This is a genomic window from Bacteroidetes bacterium GWF2_43_63 (assembly GCA_001769275.1).
In the GTDB taxonomy this organism is placed as follows: Bacteria; Bacteroidota; Bacteroidia; order Bacteroidales; family DTU049; genus GWF2-43-63.
Map to the genome: position 1 here is coordinate 1 of MEOQ01000028.1, position 23,557 is coordinate 23,557.

21 protein-coding genes and 1 pseudogene are annotated in these 23,557 nt (G+C 40.7%); 3 read left to right on the top strand and 19 right to left on the bottom strand.

The window, feature by feature from the left end:
- The first annotated feature begins 427 nt into the window (after nucleotides 1–427).
- From A2W93_09040 to A2W93_09050, 3 genes are all read left to right on the top strand, one after another.
- A complete protein-coding gene (locus tag A2W93_09040; GenBank protein ID OFY54442.1) occupies nucleotides 428–859 on the top strand; it encodes a hypothetical protein in 432 nt (143 codons plus the stop codon).
- 68 nt (nucleotides 860–927) lie between these two features.
- Nucleotides 928–2,238, top strand: a complete 1,311-nt coding sequence (locus A2W93_09045) for a hypothetical protein (protein OFY54443.1) — start codon at nucleotides 928–930, stop codon at nucleotides 2,236–2,238.
- A 196-nt stretch (nucleotides 2,239–2,434) separates the two neighbouring features.
- Entirely contained in the window at nucleotides 2,435–3,418 is a 984-nt protein-coding gene (locus A2W93_09050) for an aspartate-semialdehyde dehydrogenase (GenBank protein OFY54444.1), read from the top strand.
- Nucleotides 3,419–3,519: 101 nt separating this feature from the next.
- Here A2W93_09050 and A2W93_09055 read toward each other — a convergent pair whose 3' ends face one another.
- From A2W93_09055 to A2W93_09145, 19 genes and pseudogenes are all read right to left on the bottom strand, one after another.
- Nucleotides 3,520–4,020, bottom strand: a complete 501-nt coding sequence (locus A2W93_09055; GenBank protein OFY54445.1) for a hypothetical protein — start codon at nucleotides 4,018–4,020, stop codon at nucleotides 3,520–3,522.
- Between the two features lie 145 nt (nucleotides 4,021–4,165).
- The gene (locus tag A2W93_09060) at nucleotides 4,166–4,453 is read right to left on the bottom strand and encodes a hypothetical protein (GenBank protein ID OFY54446.1); all 288 of its coding nucleotides are present in this window, start codon (nucleotides 4,451–4,453) and stop codon (nucleotides 4,166–4,168) included.
- A gap of 249 nt (nucleotides 4,454–4,702) precedes the next feature.
- Nucleotides 4,703–4,984 carry a hypothetical protein gene (locus tag A2W93_09065; GenBank protein OFY54447.1) on the bottom strand — a complete coding sequence of 94 codons (282 nt, stop codon included), beginning with the start codon at nucleotides 4,982–4,984 and terminating at the stop codon, nucleotides 4,703–4,705.
- 172 nt (nucleotides 4,985–5,156) lie between these two features.
- Nucleotides 5,157–5,755, bottom strand: a pseudogene (locus A2W93_09070) (filamentation induced by camp protein fic).
- Nucleotides 5,745–5,966, bottom strand: a complete 222-nt coding sequence (locus A2W93_09075; GenBank protein ID OFY54448.1) for a hypothetical protein — start codon at nucleotides 5,964–5,966, stop codon at nucleotides 5,745–5,747. Before A2W93_09075 ends, A2W93_09070 begins: the two are co-directional and overlap by 11 nt.
- Before the next feature lie 208 nt (nucleotides 5,967–6,174).
- The gene (locus A2W93_09080) at nucleotides 6,175–6,753 is read right to left on the bottom strand and encodes a dimethyladenosine transferase (GenBank protein ID OFY54449.1); all 579 of its coding nucleotides are present in this window, start codon (nucleotides 6,751–6,753) and stop codon (nucleotides 6,175–6,177) included.
- Nucleotides 6,754–6,768: 15 nt separating this feature from the next.
- Nucleotides 6,769–7,005 carry a hypothetical protein gene (locus A2W93_09085; GenBank protein ID OFY54450.1) on the bottom strand — a complete coding sequence of 79 codons (237 nt, stop codon included), beginning with the start codon at nucleotides 7,003–7,005 and terminating at the stop codon, nucleotides 6,769–6,771.
- Nucleotides 7,006–7,081: 76 nt separating this feature from the next.
- Complete coding sequence (locus tag A2W93_09090) at nucleotides 7,082–8,599, bottom strand: hypothetical protein (protein OFY54451.1); 1,518 nt, start codon at nucleotides 8,597–8,599, stop codon at nucleotides 7,082–7,084.
- A gap of 284 nt (nucleotides 8,600–8,883) precedes the next feature.
- Nucleotides 8,884–9,435 (bottom strand): hypothetical protein, encoded by a 552-nt coding sequence (locus tag A2W93_09095; GenBank protein OFY54452.1) that lies wholly within the window; start codon nucleotides 9,433–9,435, stop codon nucleotides 8,884–8,886.
- A 310-nt stretch (nucleotides 9,436–9,745) separates the two neighbouring features.
- Nucleotides 9,746–10,939 carry a phosphoglycerate kinase gene (locus tag A2W93_09100; GenBank protein ID OFY54453.1) on the bottom strand — a complete coding sequence of 398 codons (1,194 nt, stop codon included), beginning with the start codon at nucleotides 10,937–10,939 and terminating at the stop codon, nucleotides 9,746–9,748.
- Between the two features lie 354 nt (nucleotides 10,940–11,293).
- Nucleotides 11,294–13,162, bottom strand: a complete 1,869-nt coding sequence (locus tag A2W93_09105; protein OFY54454.1) for a tRNA uridine-5-carboxymethylaminomethyl(34) synthesis enzyme MnmG — start codon at nucleotides 13,160–13,162, stop codon at nucleotides 11,294–11,296.
- Nucleotides 13,159–13,602, bottom strand: coding sequence for an rRNA maturation RNase YbeY (locus A2W93_09110; GenBank protein OFY54455.1), 444 nt, complete (start codon nucleotides 13,600–13,602; stop codon nucleotides 13,159–13,161). Before A2W93_09110 ends, A2W93_09105 begins: the two co-directional genes overlap by 4 nt.
- Nucleotides 13,583–14,068: a hypothetical protein gene (locus tag A2W93_09115; GenBank protein OFY54456.1), complete on the bottom strand. Its 486-nt coding sequence runs from the start codon at nucleotides 14,066–14,068 to the stop codon at nucleotides 13,583–13,585. The genes A2W93_09110 and A2W93_09115 overlap by 20 nt, the downstream gene beginning before the upstream one ends.
- Entirely contained in the window at nucleotides 14,065–17,406 is a 3,342-nt protein-coding gene (locus A2W93_09120) for a hypothetical protein (protein OFY54457.1), read from the bottom strand. Before A2W93_09120 ends, A2W93_09115 begins: the two co-directional genes overlap by 4 nt.
- A 7-nt stretch (nucleotides 17,407–17,413) precedes the next feature.
- Nucleotides 17,414–18,049, bottom strand: a complete 636-nt coding sequence (locus A2W93_09125; protein ID OFY54458.1) for a hypothetical protein — start codon at nucleotides 18,047–18,049, stop codon at nucleotides 17,414–17,416.
- A gap of 1 nt (nucleotide 18,050) precedes the next feature.
- Nucleotides 18,051–19,259, bottom strand: coding sequence for an aminotransferase (locus A2W93_09130; protein ID OFY54459.1), 1,209 nt, complete (start codon nucleotides 19,257–19,259; stop codon nucleotides 18,051–18,053).
- A gap of 12 nt (nucleotides 19,260–19,271) precedes the next feature.
- Nucleotides 19,272–20,525 (bottom strand): hypothetical protein, encoded by a 1,254-nt coding sequence (locus A2W93_09135; protein OFY54460.1) that lies wholly within the window; start codon nucleotides 20,523–20,525, stop codon nucleotides 19,272–19,274.
- A 107-nt stretch (nucleotides 20,526–20,632) separates the two neighbouring features.
- Complete coding sequence (locus tag A2W93_09140) at nucleotides 20,633–21,385, bottom strand: hypothetical protein (protein OFY54461.1); 753 nt, start codon at nucleotides 21,383–21,385, stop codon at nucleotides 20,633–20,635.
- 1 nt (nucleotide 21,386) lies between these two features.
- Nucleotides 21,387–23,546 (bottom strand): hypothetical protein, encoded by a 2,160-nt coding sequence (locus A2W93_09145; protein OFY54462.1) that lies wholly within the window; start codon nucleotides 23,544–23,546, stop codon nucleotides 21,387–21,389.
- Between the last annotated feature and the right edge of the window lie 11 nt (nucleotides 23,547–23,557).

A 23,557-nucleotide genomic window follows, 5' to 3' on the forward strand; every position in this document is an offset into this window, starting at 1 on the left:
TCTTTGTTTAAGTTGAACATTTAAAAATTTGTAGCAAATATAATTTGACTACTTGTTGCAACTTCCTCAAAGACCTTTTTTATTACATGGATACTCATCCAATACCACAGACTTCTTTTTGTTGATTTTCGCTGCATACGCTTCGACGGAGTTTATCCTGCTGTCGACTCTTCGACGGAGTTTACCCCGCTGTTCATACTTCGACTCCGCTCAGCATGACAGCGGCGGGGCTCAGGATGACAGCGGGCGGGGCTCAGCGTGACAGCGAGGGAATGTCATTTTTTTAAGAGATACAATAGCCAGATTAACACGCAACTTCAACAACGACTTACCACGCGAATAGACACTGACATTATGTGCAATGGCGCTAATTACAGCAATATTTGAAATAAATATTTTGTATTTTTGTTTTCAAGATTGAAAATCCATGCGCATTTGGTCTGTTCATCCCGAATATCTCGACGTAAAGGGGCTTGTCGCGCTCTGGCGCGAAACGCTGCTGGCGAAACACGTTCTTTTGGGACTCACCAGGGGTTATACAAATCATCCACAGCTCAACCGCTTCAAAGCCGCACCGGATCCGGTAAATTGCATTGATTACTATTTATCGGTTGTGTATGCCGAAGCCCTGAATCGCGGTTATCACTTTGATAAAACGAAATTCAACAAGAACTGCAAACCCTGCACGCTCAGTGTTACCAGCGGACAAATGCAATATGAAACAAAACATCTGCTGAACAAACTCAAACTCCGCGATCCCGGAAAATTTAAACAACTAAGCAACGAAAAACTTTTGGCTCCACATCCGGTGTTTACGGTGATTGAAGGGCCTATAGAATCCTGGGAAGTAATTATATAACACAACTGCTGATTGTTCTTTTTTAATATATTTGTCGAAAACTACGGTTATCCGCAATTCTCATTCGCATGACAAAACACAGCAAACTCCTGAAATATTTGCTTTTTCTGCTTTTTTCGGTGATTGTAATGTTCTTGTCTTTCAATCGCCACAGTAAATCAGGTGTGTTTAATTACCACAGCGAGATTTGGGCCGATAAAGCCGGATACTATATTTATTTGCCGGCCGTTTTCAACTATAACTTCAATGCGTCATTATTTCCCGATTCCATCGCCGCTAAAACCGGTGACGGATTCCGCATCGATACAACAAACAATAAAGTCATTACCAAATATTCATGCGGTATAGCTATACTACAAATGCCGTTTTATCTGGCTGCCGGAATTTTTGATGACTCGTCGGATCCGGGCCGAATTCCAGGATTTACAAAGGCAAACCATGCTGCCATAAACATCGCCGCCGTTTTTTATCTGTTGCTTGGTTTCTTTTTTCTTGGCCGATATCTCGAAAACCGTTTTCACAAGCCCCTAGTGTGGTTGGTTTTATTTGTTTTGTTTACTGCAACCAATCTTTATTACTACTCAGTGGATGAAACAGGAATGTCGCATGTTTATTCGTTTTTTCTATTCAGCTTGTTTTTATTTCTTGTTCAAAAAACCGAATATTTCAAAAAGTCTTGCCTTGCAGATTTGTTGCTATCTGGCATCGTGTCTGGACTTATCGTTTTAATAAGACCTACCAATTTGATTTTTCTGGTATTCGTTTTCTTTCTTGAAATTAAAGATACAACGATGCTTAAAGCCCGCGTGAGGGCTGTTTTCCGGTTAAAGACAATTTTGTGGTTGACAATAGGGTTTGTTTTTATTAATATACCTCAGGCTGCATATTTACATTACACTTATGGATCTCCTTTTCACTATGCATACGAAAACGAGACTTTCATCTGGACTAATCCGCAACTCCTGAAAACATGGTTTTCGCCGAATAATGGATTGTTTTTATACACTCCATTTTTTGTAATTATTCTCATCTCCCTCGCATATTCAACAATCAAAAAATCAGCTGATGGACGGTTATTGGTCTTATTGTTTTTTGTAATATCCTATGTGTTTTCCTCCTGGTGGATTTGGAATTTTGGTTGTAGTTTCGGAGCACGCAGTTATGTCGAATATCTTGCAGTATTCAGTATTCCATTGGTCTTTTTGTTTTTAAAAGTAAATTCTTCGGGCCTTGTTGTCAAAATTGTTTTTTATCTGATGGTTCTTTCCTTCATTGTGATGAACTTTCTGATGACCTACAGCTGGGATGGTTGCTATTACGGGATCGGCGACTGGGACTGGGATGCATGGATTGGCACCGTCATGTCAAAATTACGCTGACCGCTGAATTATCGCTTGCTCGTCCCCGGAGCCCTGACGGGCATGCGGGCTATTAATATTTAACTCCTCCGGAGTATCTAATGGTGCTACGCAGCTTCTTTGATGCCTACGGCAACATATAACTGGCTACTGAATACTGACTACTTCTTCGTACTTTTGCAAAGGATTTTGCGTTATTGAAAAAAATGATTTAAAAATGAAACTCTGTATTGTCGGTATTACCGGTCTGGTGGGAAGCGAGCTGATTCAGGTGCTGAACGAAAGCCCGCTGCATGTGGATGAATTTATCTGCGCGGCTTCGGAACGTTCAAAAGGAAAAGAAATTGAAATCCGCGGAAAAAAATATTCTGTGGTCACTCCTGCCGAAGCCTGTGAAATGAAACCCGATATCGCCATATTTTCGGCAGGTTCGGGTGTGTCGAAAGAATGGGCTCCACGCTTTGCCGAAAACGGTTGCTTTGTGATTGACAACAGTTCGCAGTGGCGCATGTACGACGAAATCCCGCTGGTGGTGCCCGAAATCAACGCCGACATCATTACACGTGAAACAAAAATCATTGCCAATCCGAATTGCTCCACCATACAGCTCGTGCTCGCGCTGAGTCGTCTGCATGCGGCTTTCGGCATAAAGCGCATTGTGGTTTCGACTTATCAGAGTGTGAGTGGAACCGGCGTCTTTGCGGTTGAACAACTCATGAACGAACGCGCCGGAAAGCAAGGCAAAATGGTTTATCCGCATCCGATCGATATGAACTGTCTGCCGCACGGCGGATCGTTTCTGCCCAACGGCTATACCACCGAAGAAGAAAAGCTGGTGAACGAAACACGCAAAATACTGCGTGCCCCGCAGATTCAGGTGTCGGCCACCGTGGTGCGTGTGCCTGTAACCGGCGGCCACAGCGAATCGGTGAACATTGAATTTGAAAGACCCTACGAAATCGCTGATATTTACAAGCTGCTGAACGAAACTCCCGGCGTGGTAGTGCAGGATAATCCTGCAGAAAACCTGTATCCGATGCCGCTCTACGCCAAAGGAAAGAACGAAACCTTCGTAGGCCGCATCCGCCGCGACGACAGCATTGCCAATGGACTCAACCTGTGGATTGTCGCCGACAACCTCCGCAAAGGCGCCGCCACCAATGCGGTGCAGATTGCTGAGTGGGTGGCGGGGAATGTTTAAAGATCAGAAAAAGGGGTTTGGGAGGCCAATGGTTTCGGGGCTTGCATTGGTGGGCTTTTGAAACCCTAAATAGTGAGCTTGCTCTAACGTTTATTAATTGTTCAAATGTTTCTATTCACTGTTCGCCCACTAACGTAAAACCTGGGTTGCAAACGATATTTTTTTTCAATTTTTATATACTTAAATATTTTATTCGGTTCGTTGATAGTCAACTTGTACCTATACCAACACACACAACCACACACTACATCGTTAACTACTTCGTATATGAATTTTAACGTATCATTTTCGAACGAATAATCGCCAAGAAACTTATAGCAACAATTATCTATAAATCTAAATTCAATAATAATATTTGTGTCTGTTATTGTTTTTGAGTCAATATAAGTAATATACCTCTCGTGAATGGTATCTTCAAGAGCATTGTCACAAGGTCCTGTAATTTCAAGCTGAAAATTCTTTTCTCTCATTATCTTCAGATATAATTCCTTTTTGCTTAAACTGGTCTTGACGGTCTCCATAATTTTGCACCCTTGTTTACGGTTGTTGGAACAGGACAAAATTATAAGGCCAATAATTAGAGACAGTACTATTTTATTCATCTAAAAATGTTCTTAACGTCACACAAATATAGCAATTGCATCAGCACCAATAAAAATATTTTATTAAGCAGTTGGAATTTTTGTGGCTTTATGCGGTGCAGATTGCTGAGTGAATGGCGGGAAAGGTTATTGAATAAACCGCGTTTCACCTATATTGAATTCGTGCATTTGCCATCACTTTTTGATGAGAAATATTCTTTCCCTGCTCCATTTGTTCGGCAGCATCAATAATGCCCTGCTTTTGTTCTTCGGAAAGGTTGTCCCAGTCATCAATGTCTTTCTGACCTCTGAAATAATTCATCAGCATTCCATAAACCTCGTCCAGCCTGTTCTTCTGTAAAGAATCAAGTTGCCGGAAAATTTTCAGTTTCAAATCTGCTGTTGTCACCTTTGCCTTTTTTTCAAAGATACGAAATGTTTTTTCAAAAATCACAAACTGCTGATATTTTCAACGACCCGCAGCGCGGGTCAAATAATAATAGCCCGGACGAAGTCCGGGTAAGAGATCAAGGTATATTGGACCCTGGCAGGGTCCAATCCGAGCATGCGTAATGACATCCGGCTCCGCCGGACGCTATTTTTGTTCGACATCCTCCGGATGTCGGAATGCCTTTTTTAATAATGTTGCCTTGTTGTTTCTATGCATATTATTAAATCATAGTCAATGTAAAAAATCGCGGAATTAAAAATTTGTGTCGGCAACATCGGTTTTATAATATTTACCATCTGCAGCTACCATTTTCAAAGCGTGACAATTCGTCACGGTTTCATTTCCCTCTTCTTTCAGTCTTTGCTTTAGTTTTCTCCAATATGCCTGTGGATCTATGCTTTCTGATAATACGCCCACTAAATCAACAACAGAAAAAAACCATTTTTCCTGATCATCATTCCAGACAGTTCTTATCTGCTTGTCATTAAATAGTTTTATTGCTGTTTCTTTAGCCATTATATTTTTGTTTTCCAACAAATATAAGACATAATTTCAAAAATAAAAAGATTTAATCACCAGGTGTTCAATAAAGAAAAACTGACATTCAACCTCCGCAAAGGCGCCGCCACCAATGCCGTGCAGATTGCTGAGTGGGTGGGTGGAAAGGTGCTGTGAATTTGTAAAAGCCTTTGCTTGCTGGCTGGTTTTATTGATTCATAATCTGTTCTAAAATCAATTCCATCAATATTTTTACATCACTTTTTATCGTACCGTGCATATACCGGTCATAAACGCTTTTATTGTCAGGTGGATTGAGATTTAAAATCATGTTTTTTCTAATGCCAGCAATCTTATAAATTCTCTTTGTGTTCGCCCATTGCCTTCTCTGAAAGGATGTAAATAATTTACATGATCCAATATTTCGGCTAATGATTGAGATAGCTCCTGTTTCTTCGTTTCTCGAATGGCTCTGTAATTTGAAATAAGGGTGTCTATGTACTGAAAAGCAATATTAAAGCGTTCTTTGTCAAAAAATGGTTTTCCGTTTTTACTGATATTTACCGTTCTGACTTTTCCAGCCCATACATATACATCCTGAAACAAATAATGATGAATGATCAGCAATGAATCAGCGTCTACAATTGTGATTGGGTTTTCAAATAATTCCTCAACTCTTCTAGAAACCTTTAAGCTCTCATACGACAGCAATATTCTTTCATCTTCAATATTGGCTAAATTACGTAGCACCCCATTTTTATTGGTGTATGCGTAATCCGGGTCAATGTACTGATAATTATTTTCCATAAATGGCATATAACTTCGCCAGAAATTCTGTTTCTGAAATACAGCCATTTTTCCAATCTACATACAATTGTATCAATTCCCTGGTTGGTTCAAAACCCTCAAACATATTTGTGCCAATAGCATTTGCCGTACTTTCCAATGTTTTTAGATCAGAAAATTTCACACCCATTAATGTCAGGTTTTTTCGGTCTATTTCTATTGTTTTATACATTGTTGTTCAATTCAGAAACAAGGCAAATATACGGGTTTTTCAGCCCTTTTTCAAGCTTTTGAATCAATTTTTCAGAGAAACAGTCATAATCTTCCTCTTGTCAACACAAAAATATTATTTACAAAAACACCAATGAAAATATTTTATTTTGCGGTTGGAAATTTTCGGTTTTATGCGGTGCAGATTGCTGAGTGGGTTGCAAACGTTCTCAAAATCCCATCAACGCGCTCACCCGCTCCGCGTTTTCCTTCGATGTCAATTTTTCCAAAAGCCGCATGGCGACATGAATTGCTGTGGACGGGTTCCACGATGTAATGATGTTGTCGTCCACAACAACTGGTTCGTTTATTACATTTGCATCATAGCCTCGCAACATTTCCTGTCGCTTCGGATTTTTGTTATAGGTGGTGGCGCAACGGTTGCGGAGTATTCCGCTCTTTCCCAGTGGCAGTGCGCCTACACAGATAGAAGCAATGATCTTCTTTTTGTCTCTGAATTGCTGTATCAGACTGAGATATTTTTCATCAAACGCATCGGCGTAAAAGCCAAATTCTTCGAAGCCGCCAGGAATAGCGAGTGCATCATAATCATCGGCATCGACTTCATCAATCAGAAAATCAACGGTAAAACGCTGATCAAAAGTGCTCCGAAGCTCTTTCCGCAAGCCGCATGAATACAGCTGTGTGCTGCCATCGCCTTCCACCAGATTCCAGCCAATTACATCGATAAATGCACTTGCTTCGTAAATTTCAAAGCCATTTGCCAATAGCAATAATACTTTTTTCATCATGCAAAATTAAAATTATTTCCATGCCGGCAATCGTTTCTCACCACTCAGGCAGAGGATTTCGGTGGCGACCTGGCTGACTGCGAGCACGCCTTTGTAGGCGCCGTTCTTATCGCGCAGCGCAAAGTACTTAATCAATATGAAACGACCTTTCGTCTGAATCCAGAATTGCGCTTTGACGTTTATATCGGAGCGAAATAATTCCAGAAGCTTGTACAGGCGCTGTTTTCGGGTGATGACAAATTCTGACATTACGGATGTTTGACTTATAAATATTTGTATTATTTCACGGTAAATGGATGAAATTACAAATGATTGAGTAAAACACTTACTTTTCTTTTAAACTGAAAACTGAAACTTCGTTTTCAATAAGTATAGGATCACCGCATTCGGCTCCAACTGACAAATACAATGAATCGTTTGTAGCCAGCAATAAATACGCTGCACCACTTTTTGAATAGAAATTAATGGTATCTGATGTTACAGCGCCTAAAGAATCCAGCGTCCAGCCCATCCTGTCGAGAAAAAACAATCCGCTGTTCTGACAGGGATCAGGTGCCACAACAAACTTTGCGTCCGCCGGAATATTAAGAGCCTGAATTTTTTGATTGTTATTCTGAATAATTATACTGGTTTTTGAGAATTTATCAGCAATTGGATGATATCGCTGCGACAGCTTCATCCTGGAATAATTAATTCCTGCAATTACAATAACAGACATTATGATTTTAAGCGCAATGTGAATAACCCTGCGTGAAGTTAGGTTTTGCAGAGTTCTAATGCCGGACACAAGCAATAAAACAAAAAACGGGAAGAAGGCCAAAAAATAATAATCGTGATCCTGAAACTGATGATAAAAAAGCATCCAATAAGAAGCACTTCCAAGAAAAAGAATACCCAGGAGAAAAGCTAAGCGTGAACTTGCTTTGCGGATCATTATTATCTGAAAAGCAGCAACGCAAAACAGCAAATGAAATGACGACTGATAGAAATAATTGCAATGCCAATAATGTCGCATATGATCCCAAATAACAACAATTGTTTCTTTAGACTCCTCCCAGATAGGAAGAATCGTCGTATTGAAAGAATATGAATCATTTGCATCATTATACCATAGAGCATACATATTCCAAAATACTACTATAAAAACAGAGGTAATGCCATACCAAATAATTTTTTTGCTCTGCTCGCCTGAAAACATTTTAGCATTCCTTTTTAGCATGGAGAGTGCTGCTAAAGCCATTATTGACAAAGGATTAATCATATAGGTCACCTTTATCAAACTGCCAAGCAGAAATAAAACAAAAGCCGTTATCAAATACGCGCGCAAACCATTGCACAGATATCGGTACAAATAATACCAGCCAGAAAAAACAAGTCCCAGCGCCGTGATATCAGGTAAATAATTAAACGAATAGAAATTAAAAACTGTAGACGTAAAGAGAAAAATGGCAATCAGGGCAGCATAAAAATAGTCTTTTAGAATCCCATATGCCAGTCTGAAAACATTGAAAACCCCGAAATATAAAATAATCAGATTCAGTAGCTTCAGAATTATAAAATTCTTACCAAAAACCAGATACAACAAAGCTGTAATGTAGTAAAGAAGAGGAAATTCGCAGGCCGCTTTCCCATCAATATTTTTCAGATTAAAAAGCTGTGGCTCGAAAAAATGAAAACCGTTGTTGTAATATTGCGATGCAAACGACATGCTGTCTGTCTGCCGCATAATATGAATTCCGGCAGGTCCATTAAAAAAAACCGTGTTCATGCCTAAAAAGAAAAACAAGCATATAAAACTGCTTATTGCAAGCAAAGCAATCAGCCATGTTTTACCGTGTTTCATTAATCTAATTTTCATACTGCAAACAAATGTACAAATATTTAGAAAAGACAAGCCTTTGCGATTCAAGTCTATTCTGGCGCAATAAGGTTTCAGGCAAGCTGAAAATTAGCTTCGAAAAATTCAAAGCCATTTGCCAATAGCAACAATACTTTTTTAATAATTCAGTTTTTTAATGCTCCTATTCAATTAAGCATCCGGACAACCAATCAGGATTAACTTTGCCATATATTTATTCCTTCCACAAATTTCCATCTGTTTTTGCCTGCTTTGCGGTAAATAAAATGTCATTTTGCTTGAATACCAGTATCGAGTTGAATTGCATTTGACTTCCTGAGGCTGTCTGGTTTAATCCATCTTTTTTCCTCTTCTGAAATATCAGTTTTATCAATTTTTCTCTCACTATCCCTTTTCCCGATCTCTACAGCAGCAACAATAAATAAAACCCAGAATAACGTTCCTGATATTAGTAAAAACAGTCTTTGTTTCAATTTTCTACTATAATTCTCTTTTTTAAGTTCCGATAACGTAAGACCTATTGATAATCTGCCAGACAGTAGAAGAGGTGCCTGAAAAAAAATTGCAATTTTAATCCATATGGAGTACCCTTCTGTTTCATTAAGCTGCATTTCCCTTTTATAAGTTTCTTGAAAACGTTTTTCTTCTTCTTCACATTGTTTAAGAAATTCCAGCTGAGACTCATATGAAACATTACGCCTGATCAATTCCGATTTTGCCTGATCAATTGCTTCCTTCTGCCAACTATCAATTGTGCCATGAGCAATTAATATAAGCTCTTCAGTCTCTCGTTCAGAAATAGGCGGATCAAACTCTCTCATTTATGGATGAAAATAATTGTTCAAAATTACAAATATTACAAACGCTGAACTCAAGAACATAACTTTACAAATCATAGTCCAACACGAACCTTTTGCTGCACGGAGTAAACTCCAGGCCTCAATATTGATAGCAAATAAATAATGCTTTGTACGCTGTACACAAAACCTTCAACTCCGGCTCTGCATCGAAGACTCGTTAATCCCCTACGCTGAAAGATTTTGGTTTGGGATTGCTATTAATGTTTTTCCCCTACAGGAAATGGGTTTGATTATGGACAGTTGTGCGAAGTTTAAAAACTTCGCACAACTTTTACTCCTCCAGCGCTTTTACCGCCGGCAATTCTTTTCCTTCGAGATACTCGAGCATAGCGCCACCACCGGTACTCACGTAGCTCACCTGGTCGGCGAGATTGTATTTGTTGATGGCCGCTACCGAATCGCCGCCACCCACCAGCGAATACGCGCCACGAATGGTTGCTGATGCAGTAGAAATAGCCATTGATTTGGTTCCCTGTTTAAATTTCTCCATCTCAAAAACACCGAGCGGACCGTTCCACAAAATGGTTTCGCTGTGGTTGATGATATCGGCAAAACGCTTGATGCTTTTCTGTCCGATATCGAGTCCCATCCAGCCATCGGGAATATTGTCGGCCTCACTCCAGCCGGTCTGTGCGTCGTTGCTGAATGCATCAGCAATAATTGCATCGGTTGGCAGACAAAGGTTGACGCCTTTGCGCATCATTTCCGCAACAATTTCGTTGGCAACATCGAGTTTGTCTTCTTCAATCAATGAGCTTCCAACCTTGCCGCCAAGCGCTTTTACAAAAGTGAAAGCCATGCCTCCACCAATGATCATATTATCGACAATATTACTCAGACTCTTGATTACATCAATCTTCGACGACACTTTCGCACCACCGATAATGGCGGTGAAAGGATGTTTTTCTGCACGAAGAATTTTCTCCAAATTCTTCAATTCATTTTCAAGAAGATAACCGCAATATTTGTTTCCGGGAAAATATTTTGCAACCGTTGTTGTGCTACAATGCGCTCTGTGGGCCGATCCGAAAGCATCGTTGACATAAATATCGGCCAGCTCAGAAAGTTGTTTTGCAAATTCTTCATCGCCTGCCGTTTCCTGCTTGTAGTAGCGCAAATTTTCGAGCAACACAATTGTTCCGAAATCGAGATTGTGAATTACTTCTTTGGTACGCGGGCTGAATAATTCACGATCGAAAATCACGTTTTTATTCAGAAGCTGCGAAAGGTGAATGGCTACCGGCATCATGGAATAGTTGATGTCATGCCCCTTCGGACGTCCAAGATGCGACATCAGAATAACAGATCCACCCTGATTAATTATTCTCTGAATAGTTGGCAATGACTCTCTGATCCGCGTGTCGTCAGTAATTTCCTGATTCTGATTAAGCGGCACATTGTAATCTACGCGAATTAAAACCCTCTTACCCCTGAAATCGACGTTCTCAATACTTTTAATTCCCATAACATAACCTTTTATGGGTTTCAAAGTTACCAAATAATTATTCAGGATTTTTTAAGAATATTGTTTTTTAATAAAATGGAATAGTTCTTAATAATGAAATTCAAAACATTTTTCAAAATCCGGTTTGTTTTGGTTTTGTTTTATGTTAATTCTATATATATGCATGTTTAAATATTTCAAAGCGCAGTATTGGAGCGGTTTTCCGTGGTCATTTCAATAATTTGATTTTAATCAACGATGTTGCTCCAGTTTAATCCATTTGTTTTCCGGAACAAAAAAATGTCTAAAATCGCCTCATTCGCAATTTTAACATATATGAATATCATACATGTTTTTGTTTTATAGGTAATTAGTCTATTTTCGCAACCACCCAATCAAAACAGCAATGTCGGCCGGCGAGACTCCGCTGATGCGAGAGGCCTGAGCAACTGTCGCCGGACGAATCCGATTTAACTTATCCCGGCCCTCCCATGATATGTTTGTAATTTTATGATAATCGAAATCCGGAGGTAATTTTACGTTTTCAAATTTATCGAACTGAGCCGCAAAATCTTTTTCTCGTTCAATATAACTTTTATACTTCACTTCAATTTCGAGGGTGTCGTCAAATGTTTTGTCGGCAGGAGAAAAATGTTCCACGGGTAACAAACCGACCGCTCGCAGATTTTCAATCGAAATTTCAGGTCGCAGAATCAGCTGTGAAAATTTTTGACGTTGTGGAATGATGCTACTGTTGTTTGCCTCAAGAAAAGAATTAATGACAGCGGGTTCGGCGCTGTTTTTTTCAAACCAGCGTGTGGCGTTTTCGATATATCGAAGTTTTTCCACTACTTTCTCCAAGCGGTCTTTGCCGGCCAAACCCAGCTTGAAACTCAGCGGCGTCAGGCGGATGTCGGCATTGTCCTGCCTGAGCAGCAACCGGTGTTCGGCACGCGAGGTAAACATTCGGTATGGTTCATCCACCCCTTTCGATATCAGATCGTCGATCAGAACGCCTATATAAGCTTCGTGGCGCTTAAGAATAAACGCTTCTTCGCTTCGCAAACGCAGGTGCGCATTGATTCCGGCCATGATTCCCTGCGCGGCGGCTTCTTCGTAACCGGTGGTGCCATTCACCTGACCGGCAAAATAGAGATTCTCAATTTTTTTCGACATCAGATCTGCCGTTAGCTGCGTCGGTGGAAAGTAATCATATTCGATTGCATAGCCGGGCTGCATGATTACAGCGTTTTCAAACCCTGCAATTTTTCGAAGTGCTGAATACTGCACATCGAGCGGCAGCGAGGAACTAAATCCATTCAGATAGTATTCGTTTGTGTTCCAGCCATCGGGCTCGACAAAAAGCTGATGAAATTCTTTGCCTGCAAACCGGACAATTTTGTCTTCAATCGAAGGACAATAGCGCGGTCCAACACCATTTATGACTCCGGTAAACAACGGTGAAAACTCAAAACCCGTTCGCAGAATATCGTGAACCTGCTCCGAAGTGTAGGCCAGATAACAGCTTCGCTGCTTTGTAAGAGTCGGGGTGTCCGAAAATGAAAATTTCTCAGGGTTTTCATCCCCGGGTTGTTCTTTTAGGACGGAAAAATCAATGGTTCGGCCATCAATGCGCATGGGCGTTCCGGTTTTGAGCTTCTCGGTTTCAATTCCCAGCTCTTTCAAATTTTCACTCAGCCCAAGCGAAGGTTTTTCGCCAATGCGTCCGCCACTAACTGAAACTTTACCTATATATATTTTACCATTCAAAAATGTTCCGGCAGTAATGATAACAGCTTTTGCATTGATGGTCAACCCCAGACTCGTATCTACACCACAGACCTGATCGTTTTTTATCTGGATTGCAATCACATCGTCGCGCCAGAGGTAGAGCCCGGGCGTATTTTCAATAATATCGCGCCACTCGACGCTGAATTGCACACGGTCGTTTTGCGAACGGGGACTCCACATGGCTGGTCCTTTGGAGCGATTGAGCATGCGAAACTGGATCATGGATTTATCGGCCACAATGCCGGTAAAACCACCAAGAGCATCTATTTCTCTGACTATCTGTCCTTTAGCAATTCCACCAATAGAAGGATTGCACGACATGCGCGCAAAACCGGTCAGATCCTGGGTAATCAGAAGCACTTTCGAACCCAGTCTGGCTGCGGCTGTAGCTGCTTCGCAACCGGCATGGCCTCCGCCAACAACAATTATATCATAATCCTGAAAAATGTTCATTGTTTCACGTGGAACTCCTTGTATTTCCGAAGATACAGATCTTCTTGTTTGTGAATTTCTTCCTTTTTATCCTTCGTGTCATCTTCGAGTCCGCACAGATGAAGCATTCCGTGAACCGCATATCGCAAAACCTCTTCGCTGCCTGTTGATTTATTCGATTTTGCATTATCATCGGCCCGGTCGGCACTGATGAATATTTCGCCGCTGACAAATTTGCCCAGATTATATGGGAACGTGATCACATCGGTAAGCGTATGATGATTGAGGTGCTTCACATTCATTTCAAACAGCGCCTCATCCGAAACCACGTGGAACACAATGGGACCCTGTTTAAAACGAAAATCGGCGCAAATCAGCGTGCAAACACGGCTCAGTGCGTCGATATCTATATCTTTGACCCTGTTATCAGGATCATTCCAGTCAATGCCCTTTATTTTCATCCTCCTGTTTTATCGTTGCGCTTGTTTGTTGTCCAAACGCCGACATCCGGCTCTGGCTAATGCTTTGATTGACCGAAGCCACATTGAAATGTATTGAAATGCACCGACCATTATCGCTGAATTCAACTTTATCGCTTACGCTCTGAATAAGTTCAATTCCGCGCTGGTTCTCGCTGTGTTTGGTATTGATGAACAGAAGATGATCAAATCCTTCTCCCTGATCACTGACTTCGAAAATCAATTCTTTGTCGGTATATGAAAAATCGATGCTTATCTGTTTTGATGGGTCGTTATGATTTCCGTGAGTCAGCGCATTGTTGAATGCTTCGGTCAGCGCAACCATTATATTGGCAAAATATGAATCGTTGAGATAATATTTATCCGCCAGTGCCTCAACAAGTTTTTCAACCTTGTTCAGCTCCGATGAACTACTTTTGAGTTTGAGTGAGTCTGAATTGCCTTTCATTCCGCTTTTGTTTTGTACAGGTATTCGTTTACTTTTTGTTTGTAGTAGGGATTCAGATTTGGTGGGACCGTTTTCAGAATTTCCGAACTGTTTCTTTTCAGACTATTATACTTGAAAAACGTCATAGGGTTACCATTGTTGAAAATTTTTGCCTCCTCGCTCTGACGCTTCGGATCCTTTTCGCGTTCCATGTCCGCTTTTTCCGACTCCAACAATCGCGTTTCGATCTGCTTCTGCCTATCCATGGTTTCGGTATTCAACCTTTTATTGACAAGATCTTCTTCGGTCTTTTCCATATCATTAATGACCTTATTCAGGGCCGATCCGTTGCCTCCTTCGCTGTTGAGCTGCTGCTGATATTGCTGCATGGCCTTACGGATGGCTTCCTGCTGAGCGGCCATTTTGGCCAGCTGTTCGCTCATTCCGGGTTGACCGGGACCTGGTTTTTGTCCGCTTTCCATTTGTTTTTTGAGCGACTCCATCTGTTGGTTCAATTGCTCCTGCAGCTGACGCAAGGTTTTTGCGCTGGGTTTCTCTCCCTGACCTTTTCCGGGTTTATTTCCCGGTTTATTACCGGGCTTTTTGCATTGCGAACTGCTTCCCTGCCCCTGTTTCTGCTGATTGGCCTGCTGCTGCATCTGCTTCAATGCATCGCTCAGCAGCAAGGCGAGGTTATTCACACCCATCATCACATTTTGCTGCTCACGCGTTGCCGGAGCGACATAGCGACTGTTCAGATTTTCCAAAGCGTTTTTGCGCGCCTGACTTATTTTGGTCAATTCATCGGTAATAAAGGAATTAATCATAGGATTTCGCCTACCAAGTGCTGATAATGAGTCGTTTATGATTGAAAGACCTTCCTCAATACGTTTTTGCTTCCTGAGATTTTCAAAATATTTAGGATCAGCAATCCTTGTTACAGCGACGTTTCGCATAAGGTCTTCCTGCTGAAAGCTAATTGTGATAAGGTTTTCAAGTATTTCACGCACCAGCCCCATGTCTTCCTCGTTTTGCTCCTCACTGGCCTCCTCCATCATCTGTTCCATTTCCTCAGCCAGATCCTGCATTTGTTCGGCAGCTTCTTGCTGCGACTTCGACGCTTTATTTTGTTTTCCACTTTTGAGCTGGTCCGAAGCAGCCTTCATAGTACTGTCAATGGCGTCCAGCTTTTTGCTGAGCGAGTCCATCGGAAAGGGTTCCTCGAGTTCGCTGTTTTGCTTTATCATCGAATCAGCTTTTTGCTGAAGTTCGTCAAACATTTTATTCAGCTCTTCCTGGTTCTTCATTTTGTCTTGAGCAGATTCTTCGCTTTTCGAAAGGTCCTCTTGCTCCTTGCCCGACTCTTTCAAATCATTGGTGAGCGAAAGAATATCTTCCTCCACTTTTGAGCGCTTAAGCAACTCAATGGTTTGCTCCATGTTCTTCAGAATCTCATCATTTTTCTCGTTCAATTCCTCCAGGTGCGGACTTATGTTGGAATTGTTTTTCTCCAGCATCTCGGTCAGCTTTTCCAGCATTTCCCGGAACTCATCATCCATAATCTGGTTCAGAAGCTCATCTATCATCCGCTGTTTTTCGTACACCTGCTCGTTGAATTCATTCAGCTGTTCGCTCATTCGCAAACGTTCAGCATTCTGCTCGCCTGCCTTGTTCAGGTTTTCTTCCATCTGTTTTTCGCGGTCCAACAGCTCCCTCAGTTTTTCCTGGTCTTCCCAGTCGAGTTTCTTTTTCTGCGAATTCTTTTTTATAAACTCATCAAGTTCTTTCTGAAGTTTGGCGGCTTCCTCAAACATGTTTTCAAGACCCCCACTCACCTGCTCCGACTTTTCGCTGATCAGTTTTTCCATTTCCTCTTTGCCGGGCATTCGGAATGTGAAAACCTGACTTTTCGAGGATTTTGGTCCGGCATACGAGTCATTGTCAAACACCGTGAAAAAGTATTCTATCCGATCGCCGGGGCGAAGATCAAAAACGGAAAAGTCGAAAGCATTGTAAAACTCCTGTAGATTGTATTCACTGCTGATGGGAATATTGAATGAAGAATCTAGTATTCCTCCTTCAGCCGCATAAAATTTATAATCGAACTTCAACTTCGAAAGTCCATAATCGTCTGAAATCTTTCCCGAAAAATACCTCAACATAAACATGGTAGAATCGACTTCTTCCTTAACCGAAATGGTTGGGAATTCATCGGGAACTACCGCAAAACTAAATTCCAGGCTATCGGCCGCCTTTACATTATTGCGGAACGAGACTGCTTTGAGAATTACATTATTATCAAACAACCGTTCAAAAACAAAATTGCGTTCATCGCGCAGAACTTTTATCCGATTGTTCTCATCAAACACCTTCAAATCGTCTGCGTCCCGCGTCAGCACATGAAATCTTATAATTGTTCCACGTGGAACACTCAACGAATTGATATTGTTTATCACTTCGTTCTGCTTTCCGGTATAAGATGGATAAGAAATGTGAAGAGAGTAACTAACAATTGCCGGCATTTTGAAAACCGAAACTGTATAATCAGCCGACTTATATCCATCGGCATAAAAATGGAAATTCTGATCTTTTTTAACAGACTTAAATGTATATTGAAAAACATTCCTGTCGACCGGATTCATCCTGAACCGACGATCGCCATCTTCAAGAAAAACCTCTTCCGGAATTTCAGACCCTTCGAGTTGCATCAAAACCGTAAAGTCGCTATTCTGAGCAACCTCCATGTTTTCGTTCTGAATAACAAAATCAAATGGAGCCGGCTTCACATATTCGGTATTATAATGCGAAAGTCTTTCGAGTGGATTCAATAAAACATCGGGCATGGTGAATCCCATAATCAGCAAAAACAGAAAAGGAACTATTATTAAAGGTATCCTTCTAAAGGTGCGGCGGCGATCAATCGCTTCAAAAAAATGAAAGAATTTCACTTCGCCAAGCTTTTGCCTTATACTTGCAACAATTAAATCAACACTGGCTGTTGAGTATTTCCCCTCACTCAACTCAAGAATATTCAGAATCCGGTCGTTCACATCAGGAAAATGCTTGCCAATAACCAGCGCAAACTCCTGTCGCGATAATTGCTTTTTGATACCAAATAAAAGAAAAAGTGGCTGCAGCAACAAAGCTGAAAAAGATGCAAAAACAAGAATAATCAAACCCCAGAAGAGAAAAAAGCGGGTTCCGGTTTCAAACCAGAATGAATATTCAGCCAGGGAAAAAACGACCAGAATCAGAAAAATAGCAGCCACAAATAATGCCAGTCGCTGCCAGAAAATGTTCATATAATACTTTCGGGCAAAAAGCTTCAGTTCATTTTCGAGCCATTGAATCTGTTCCATCACATTGCTAATTTACGACTCTTGAGCCGATTTTGATACTGTCGGCCCTGAATGCCCCTGTTAAAACAAGCTTATCCGGGTAAAAATCGGGATTCAATAAATATTCCTCGGCATAAAATACACCGGTGAACGAAGCCAAAGAATCATATCGATTACACTTCAGACTCAGATAGTATTTCGAAAAATCAACATTATCGGTTAGAAAATAATTTTCTCCCATCTTCAGTTTTGATTGAAGTTTAAACTGCAATAACCCAATCGGACAATTTTCATTCATTCCCGGAATCATTTCGGAATAGATTAAACTATCGCCCTTTTTCCACAAATGCTCCGTTTCCCTGAAATCGATAAGTAAGGTATAATCCATCGTCTGCCCAACGCTGAAAACCTGAAAAATCCAGCCCACATCTTCGCCACGAATTGTTTCGAAACGAACAGAATCTCCTTTCACCTGCTCGTCGGTAAAAACACGCCCGGTGGAATCGGTAGGTTGCAAATCGATGTTCATCTTTACCGAAACCGGCAATCGCTTTGTGCTATCGGTTCTGTTCAGAATCACATTCAGAACAACCAGCAAAACCAAAAGTCCTGCAACTGATAAGAGCAAAATCTTCTGCCAGGGTTTGAGTCGGATCTTTTCCATTCTACAGCATTTCTTTGATACTTTCGCTCAGGCGACGGATACCTTCAACATTATCCTCCATAGTACTAAACGAAAAATTGAGTCGCATCGTATTATGGCCTGAATCATTACAATAGAAAGCATGACCAATTACAAAGGCCACATTCTTTTCAATTGCCTTCACGAACAGTTTTTCACTATCAATATGTTTTGGCATAGTAATCATAAGAAACAATCCGCCTTCGGGCTTTATCCATGTTACGCCGGCCGGCATGAATTTTTCAAGAGAATCGAGCATGCAATCTCGCTTTTCATGATACTTTTCAATTATAATTTTAAGGTTCTTTTCGTAATAACCTCTCTCAAAGTATTCGGCCACCGTCATTTGCAAAATAGCAGAACTGCACAAATCGGCAACCTGTTTGATCGTTACAAATTTTTCAATCCAGTAAGGATGAGCAATCACCCACCCCAGTCTGAAACCAGGCGAAAACACTTTTGAAAAAGTGCCGAGAGTGATCACCATATTCTGTGTATCGAGCTGCTGAAACATTGGCTGACTTTTGCCTTCGAAACGCAAATCGCGGTAAGGTGAATCCTCAATTATCGGAAGCTTGTATTTGTAGGCTACCTGTAAAATTTCCTTTCTTCGTTCTTCACCCATCGTCATGCCGGCAGGGTTCTGAAAGTCGGGAACGACATAAATGAATTTAGGTGTTTTTCCAGCTTTAATAGTCTTCTCAATGGCTTCGTCCAGCTTAAGATGACTCATGCCATCTGCATCCATTTCAACGCCGCAAAGCTCCGCGCCACTGGCCGAAAACGCATTCAAACCACCCAGATAGGACGGAAGTTCACAAAAAACAACGTCGCCCGGATTGACAAAAACACGTCCGCAGAAATCGAGTCCCTGTTGCGAAGAAGTTGTAATCAGCAAATTGTTCTCGGTAATACTGAGCCCTTCCTTTTCATTGTAGCGCTTCACCAGTTGAGCACGTAACCGATTATCTCCTTCTGTGGTTCCATACTGCAACGCTCTTCCGCCATCTTTTTCCAGAACTGAGTTCATGCATTCCTGAATATCTTTGAATGGAAAAAGCTTAGGGTCCGGCAGACCTCCGGCAAATGAAATAATATCAGGTTTCTGGGTAAGTTTCAGTAATTCCCTGATGATAGATTTTTTCATTTTGCCAACATTGGCCGACCACAAATGATCAAAATTCATGTCCATTATAATGTGTTTTTAAAGTCTGTGTAGTATCGAAATTTCGCTATCATTCAAAAACCGAAAGGTTCCTCTTGGCAGGTTTTTCTTTGTAAGCGGACCATACATGGTACGATCAAGCTTAATCACATCGTAACCTAATTGTTCAAAAATGCGCTTCACCACATGGTATTTCCCATTATGCAACTCAATCCCAACCAGATTTTTTTTGTCTGGCTCAGGCCAGGCAATGCCATCAATCGGAATAAAATCGTCTTCGATGGTAACACCCTTTGAAATTGCATCCATATCTTCTCTGGTAATGTTTTTATCGAGGGTGGCCTCATACACCTTAATTATTTTGTGCGAAGGATGCATCAGTTTTTTTGCCATGTCACCATCATTGGTAAGAAGAATCAGACCTGTTGTGTTTCGATCGAGTCTGCCTACAGGATACACGCGCTCACGACAGGCATCTTTTACAATATCCATCACCGTAGCACGTCCCGAAGGATCGTCGGTTGTTGTGATGGTGTCTTTTGGTTTGTTGAGCAAAATATAAACTTTCTTCTCTGACTTGAGTTCTCGTCCATCCACGGTTACCTTGTCTCCCGGTTTAACTTTATAACCCATGGTAATAATTACCTCTCCGTTCACTTTCACCACTCCGGTCGAAATTAATACATCAGCTTCGCGACGCGAACATATGCCGCTGTTCGAAATAAATTTATTCAGACGGGTATCTTCCCCACCCTTTTTTGACGGAACATCTTTTTTGCTGCTGTAAGATTTTTCAAACGATTTTGTCGGTCTGAATTCTCCGTCGCGATTCGTCGTTTTACGTGAAATATCCCGGGAATTTCCCCGACGATTTTCGTCTGTTGAATTCTCGGACGGCTTAAACCGACGCGCTGGTCTATCGGAACCTGCATCTGGCCTTGGTTTGCGAGGATTATCGGAATAACGTCCTTTTTGAGGTTTATCGTCCGAAAACCGTCCGGTTTTTTTTCTAAGCACTGGTTTTTCATTTCCTGTTCCAGATTCTGCTTTTTCAGTCCGATTTCGGTCACGGCTAAAAGCCGGTTTATCATCTTTCGAAAATCTTTTTACAGGCCGCGAAGTTTTACGATCACTTTCTGCTCCAGATTCTGCTTTTTCAGTCCGATTTCGGTCACGACTAAACGCCGGTTTATCATCTTTTGAAAATCTTTTTACAGGCCGCGAAGTTTTACGGTCGCTGCTATGCTGTTTGGGAGATTTTTCTCTGCTGTTTTTGTCTTTTCTTTTTTCCATAATTAAATAGTCATTACAAACTTAAGGATTTTTGGTGAATCAACCTGATTAATAACAGAAAAGCCGCTCCGGAGATCCGAAGCGGCATTTTCCAAAATAAAAAATCATTATATCAGGTTCAGGCGGCTGAAAAGTTCTTTGCGATACAAACCACCGATTGGAATAACTTTCATTTTGCCTTCGATTACGAGATCGGGATACTTAATCGAGAAAATCTTATCCAGACGTACAATGTATGAACGGTGAACACGTACAAAATCCTTTTCAGGAAGTATGCGCATCATTTCCTTCATGGTTGTATGCGTGGTGTAGATGTTGTCGGCGGTATTGATGACTACATAATCTTTCAATGCTTCAACAAAATAGATTTCCTTGAAATTAACTTTGTTCAGACGATAGTCGGCACGAACAAAAATACTTTCTTTATCATCTTTATTCAGAGCGATTGAATGCAAAAGATTGCGCTCTTTTTTCAGTTCCATGTCGCTCTGGTGCTTATTCAGCGCCATTTCGATGGTCGTGTGCAATTCTTTTTCCTTGAAAGGCTTAATAATGTAGCCATAAGGAATTGCTGATTTTGCTTTTTCAATGGTTGTTTCGTCAGCATAAGCAGTCAGGAAAACCACAGGAATATCATAGCGTTCACGTATGATTTCAGCAGCCTGAATTCCGCTCATGTCGCCCTTAAGCATGATGTCCATGAGAACAAGACCCGGCATGTTTTTTTCGACTTCGGCCAGTGCTTTTTCACCAGAGGAAACTACGGCGGCAACCTGATAACCGATATTGTTCAGAATGTTCTGAATGTCTTTGGCAACAATGGTTTCATCCTCGACAATGACAATTTTAATTTTGCTCATATTAGTTTATTTTTGACAGTTTAACAATCAGTTGAAGTTCAGCTTTCTCAAAATGACATTCCATGTATCCATCCATCTGTTCAAGTAAATCGGTCAGTGAAACCTTCTCGGCAGAATGTTCAAATTTCTGTTCGAGCAGACCAGCCAGTTCATCATGAAAACGGACAGTAAACATTAAATTGGTTTTATTCTGCCATTTTAATGATACAAAGTTACAAAAATTATCGCTTAATTTGTCGACCAATTGAAATAAGATTGTTAATATTTCGTTGAAAATCAGTCCAATAGGCACTGCATCATTAAGATCAACTACTACATCCCTCAGTTTTGTTTTAAAGACAATCTTCTCAAGCGTATATGCAGAGCCATTTTCGCGTATAAAATTCTGATATATTTTCTTCAGGTAGTCGACCAACATTATAGAGTTGTAATTTTCAGCATCCATGTAAAAATCATTTACAATTGCCATCGATACAAGCCTGTTTTTGACTGCGCTGATTGCCTTTATTGATGCGGGGTCTGATATATTTGTAGTACACCGGTTCAACATACTTGAAATGATCTGATAGTTGTTTTTAACACGATGATGTACTTCGTTTATTAATATTTTGTTTTCGTCGATTGTTTTCTTAAGCTTATTCTCGATATCTATTCTTCTGGCTATTTCGGCCTTTAATTTCTTATTGTGAGCCTCCAGCAGCTGTTTTTTCAGCCTTTCTTCCATCAAAAGCTTTTCTGTCGAATTGTTTCGGAAAACGATCTGAAAAGCCTGTTTTCCCTGATAATCGATCAGGATTGGCTTGGTGATAATCGAAATGGGTTTCTTTGTATCGGCCGGCGTAATCATGTATTCCATATATTCAACTTCGCCTCCGCTCTGCACCTGGAGCAACCGTTCATTAATCGATGCAAGATCTTCCTTCCTCAAAACATTTTTAAGTTGAACTTCGCTGCTTTTTTTGAACCCGAGAATCCGCAAAGCTTCGGGGTTGGCATAATATAGCTTGTTGAAATCGCGGATCATAATGCCATTTGGCGATGTTTCAACAATAACCTTATGCTTTTTGTAGCTTGCTTCCAGCGCATTTTTAGCTTTTTCCCTATCAGTTACATCAACAAAAGATACAATGTGATGGGCCTTATTTGCCTTGTTGTGTTTGCGGCTGGAAACATCGACAAACAATTTTCCAATCTGCACACAACATGTGTGTTTTTCGGTTTCATTGAATTTCAAATCACTAAACAATTCACTCCCTATATATTCGCATATATCATCGGTCACATTCAAGCCGGCCCGCTTAATAAGTTGAATAAAAGGGCTATTCCTGAAGACAATTTTGCCCTGAGTGTTTGCCAGCAATACTGCAACCGGCATTTCATCAATCACTTCCTGCAATTCCTGCTGATTATCGATAAGCTTTTGCAACGCCTGTTTCTCAGCAGTGATATCACTAACAAGTGCAACAATAAAGGATTCATAAGGAATCACTCTGAAACGGTAATAACGCTGCTTTTCATTGATTTCAAGCGCGTATTCAAACACAGCCTTTTTGCCTGTTTTTCTACAATTTTTCAGAGTGTCTACCGAAAGCTTCTTCAAGCTGGCCGGAGCAATTGAATCTTCAATTTTTTTGCCTACGCCCAGATTAAACAACCTGATCAAATCTACATCGCCCGAAACATTAATATCGATGATAATAAACCGGCTGTTGAAAAAAACTGTTGCTTCCGGAAATGCATCTGCAGAAGAATTTAATGAGATTTCACTGTTAATATTTCCAGCTTTATTCAGGTGTTTAGAATGGTTGAAAAGAAATATTATTTTTTTACCCTTGCCGGCGTGTCTCACCTGAAACAAGAAATACTTAAGCTTGCCCGATTTATTCTTCAATGCAATAAAATCAGAAATACCTGAGTTTTTTTTATTTAAAAATTCAGAAGACTTGATTACTCCAAAACTGTTTTTTGAGGCGGAAATACTTATATCGGTTATTTTCTTTTTTCCCAACAATTCTATTTCTGAATAGTTCAATTCATTCAGAAAGGCTTCATTTGCGTCACAAATTACATTGTCCTCGTTCAGGACAATATAAGGGAATGAATATTCCGCAAAATATTCGCTTATTTTATTTATGTCAACACTAGATGGTAATTTCCCCATTATCCTCCCGG

Bases quoted from the DNA above. Each gene is read 5' to 3' on its own strand.
- A2W93_09040 (OFY54442.1), top strand. From the start codon at position 428: ATGCGCATTTGGTCTGTTCATCCCGAATATCTCGACGTAAAGGGGCTT.
- A2W93_09045 (OFY54443.1), top strand. From the start codon at position 928: ATGACAAAACACAGCAAACTCCTGAAATATTTGCTTTTTCTGCTTTTT.
- A2W93_09050 (OFY54444.1), top strand. From the start codon at position 2,435: ATGAAACTCTGTATTGTCGGTATTACCGGTCTGGTGGGAAGCGAGCTG.
- A2W93_09055 (OFY54445.1), bottom strand. From the start codon at position 4,020: ATGAATAAAATAGTACTGTCTCTAATTATTGGCCTTATAATTTTGTCC.
- A2W93_09075 (OFY54448.1), bottom strand. From the start codon at position 5,966: ATGTATAAAACAATAGAAATAGACCGAAAAAACCTGACATTAATGGGT.
- A2W93_09080 (OFY54449.1), bottom strand. From the start codon at position 6,753: ATGAAAAAAGTATTATTGCTATTGGCAAATGGCTTTGAAATTTACGAA.
- A2W93_09085 (OFY54450.1), bottom strand. From the start codon at position 7,005: ATGTCAGAATTTGTCATCACCCGAAAACAGCGCCTGTACAAGCTTCTG.
- A2W93_09090 (OFY54451.1), bottom strand. From the start codon at position 8,599: ATGAAACACGGTAAAACATGGCTGATTGCTTTGCTTGCAATAAGCAGT.
- A2W93_09095 (OFY54452.1), bottom strand. From the start codon at position 9,435: ATGAGAGAGTTTGATCCGCCTATTTCTGAACGAGAGACTGAAGAGCTT.
- A2W93_09100 (OFY54453.1), bottom strand. From the start codon at position 10,939: ATGGGAATTAAAAGTATTGAGAACGTCGATTTCAGGGGTAAGAGGGTT.
- A2W93_09105 (OFY54454.1), bottom strand. From the start codon at position 13,162: ATGAACATTTTTCAGGATTATGATATAATTGTTGTTGGCGGAGGCCAT.
- A2W93_09110 (OFY54455.1), bottom strand. From the start codon at position 13,602: ATGAAAATAAAGGGCATTGACTGGAATGATCCTGATAACAGGGTCAAA.
- A2W93_09115 (OFY54456.1), bottom strand. From the start codon at position 14,068: ATGAAAGGCAATTCAGACTCACTCAAACTCAAAAGTAGTTCATCGGAG.
- A2W93_09120 (OFY54457.1), bottom strand. From the start codon at position 17,406: ATGGAACAGATTCAATGGCTCGAAAATGAACTGAAGCTTTTTGCCCGA.
- A2W93_09125 (OFY54458.1), bottom strand. From the start codon at position 18,049: ATGGAAAAGATCCGACTCAAACCCTGGCAGAAGATTTTGCTCTTATCA.
- A2W93_09130 (OFY54459.1), bottom strand. From the start codon at position 19,259: ATGGACATGAATTTTGATCATTTGTGGTCGGCCAATGTTGGCAAAATG.
- A2W93_09135 (OFY54460.1), bottom strand. From the start codon at position 20,525: ATGGAAAAAAGAAAAGACAAAAACAGCAGAGAAAAATCTCCCAAACAG.
- A2W93_09140 (OFY54461.1), bottom strand. From the start codon at position 21,385: ATGAGCAAAATTAAAATTGTCATTGTCGAGGATGAAACCATTGTTGCC.
- A2W93_09145 (OFY54462.1), bottom strand. From the start codon at position 23,546: ATGGGGAAATTACCATCTAGTGTTGACATAAATAAAATAAGCGAATAT.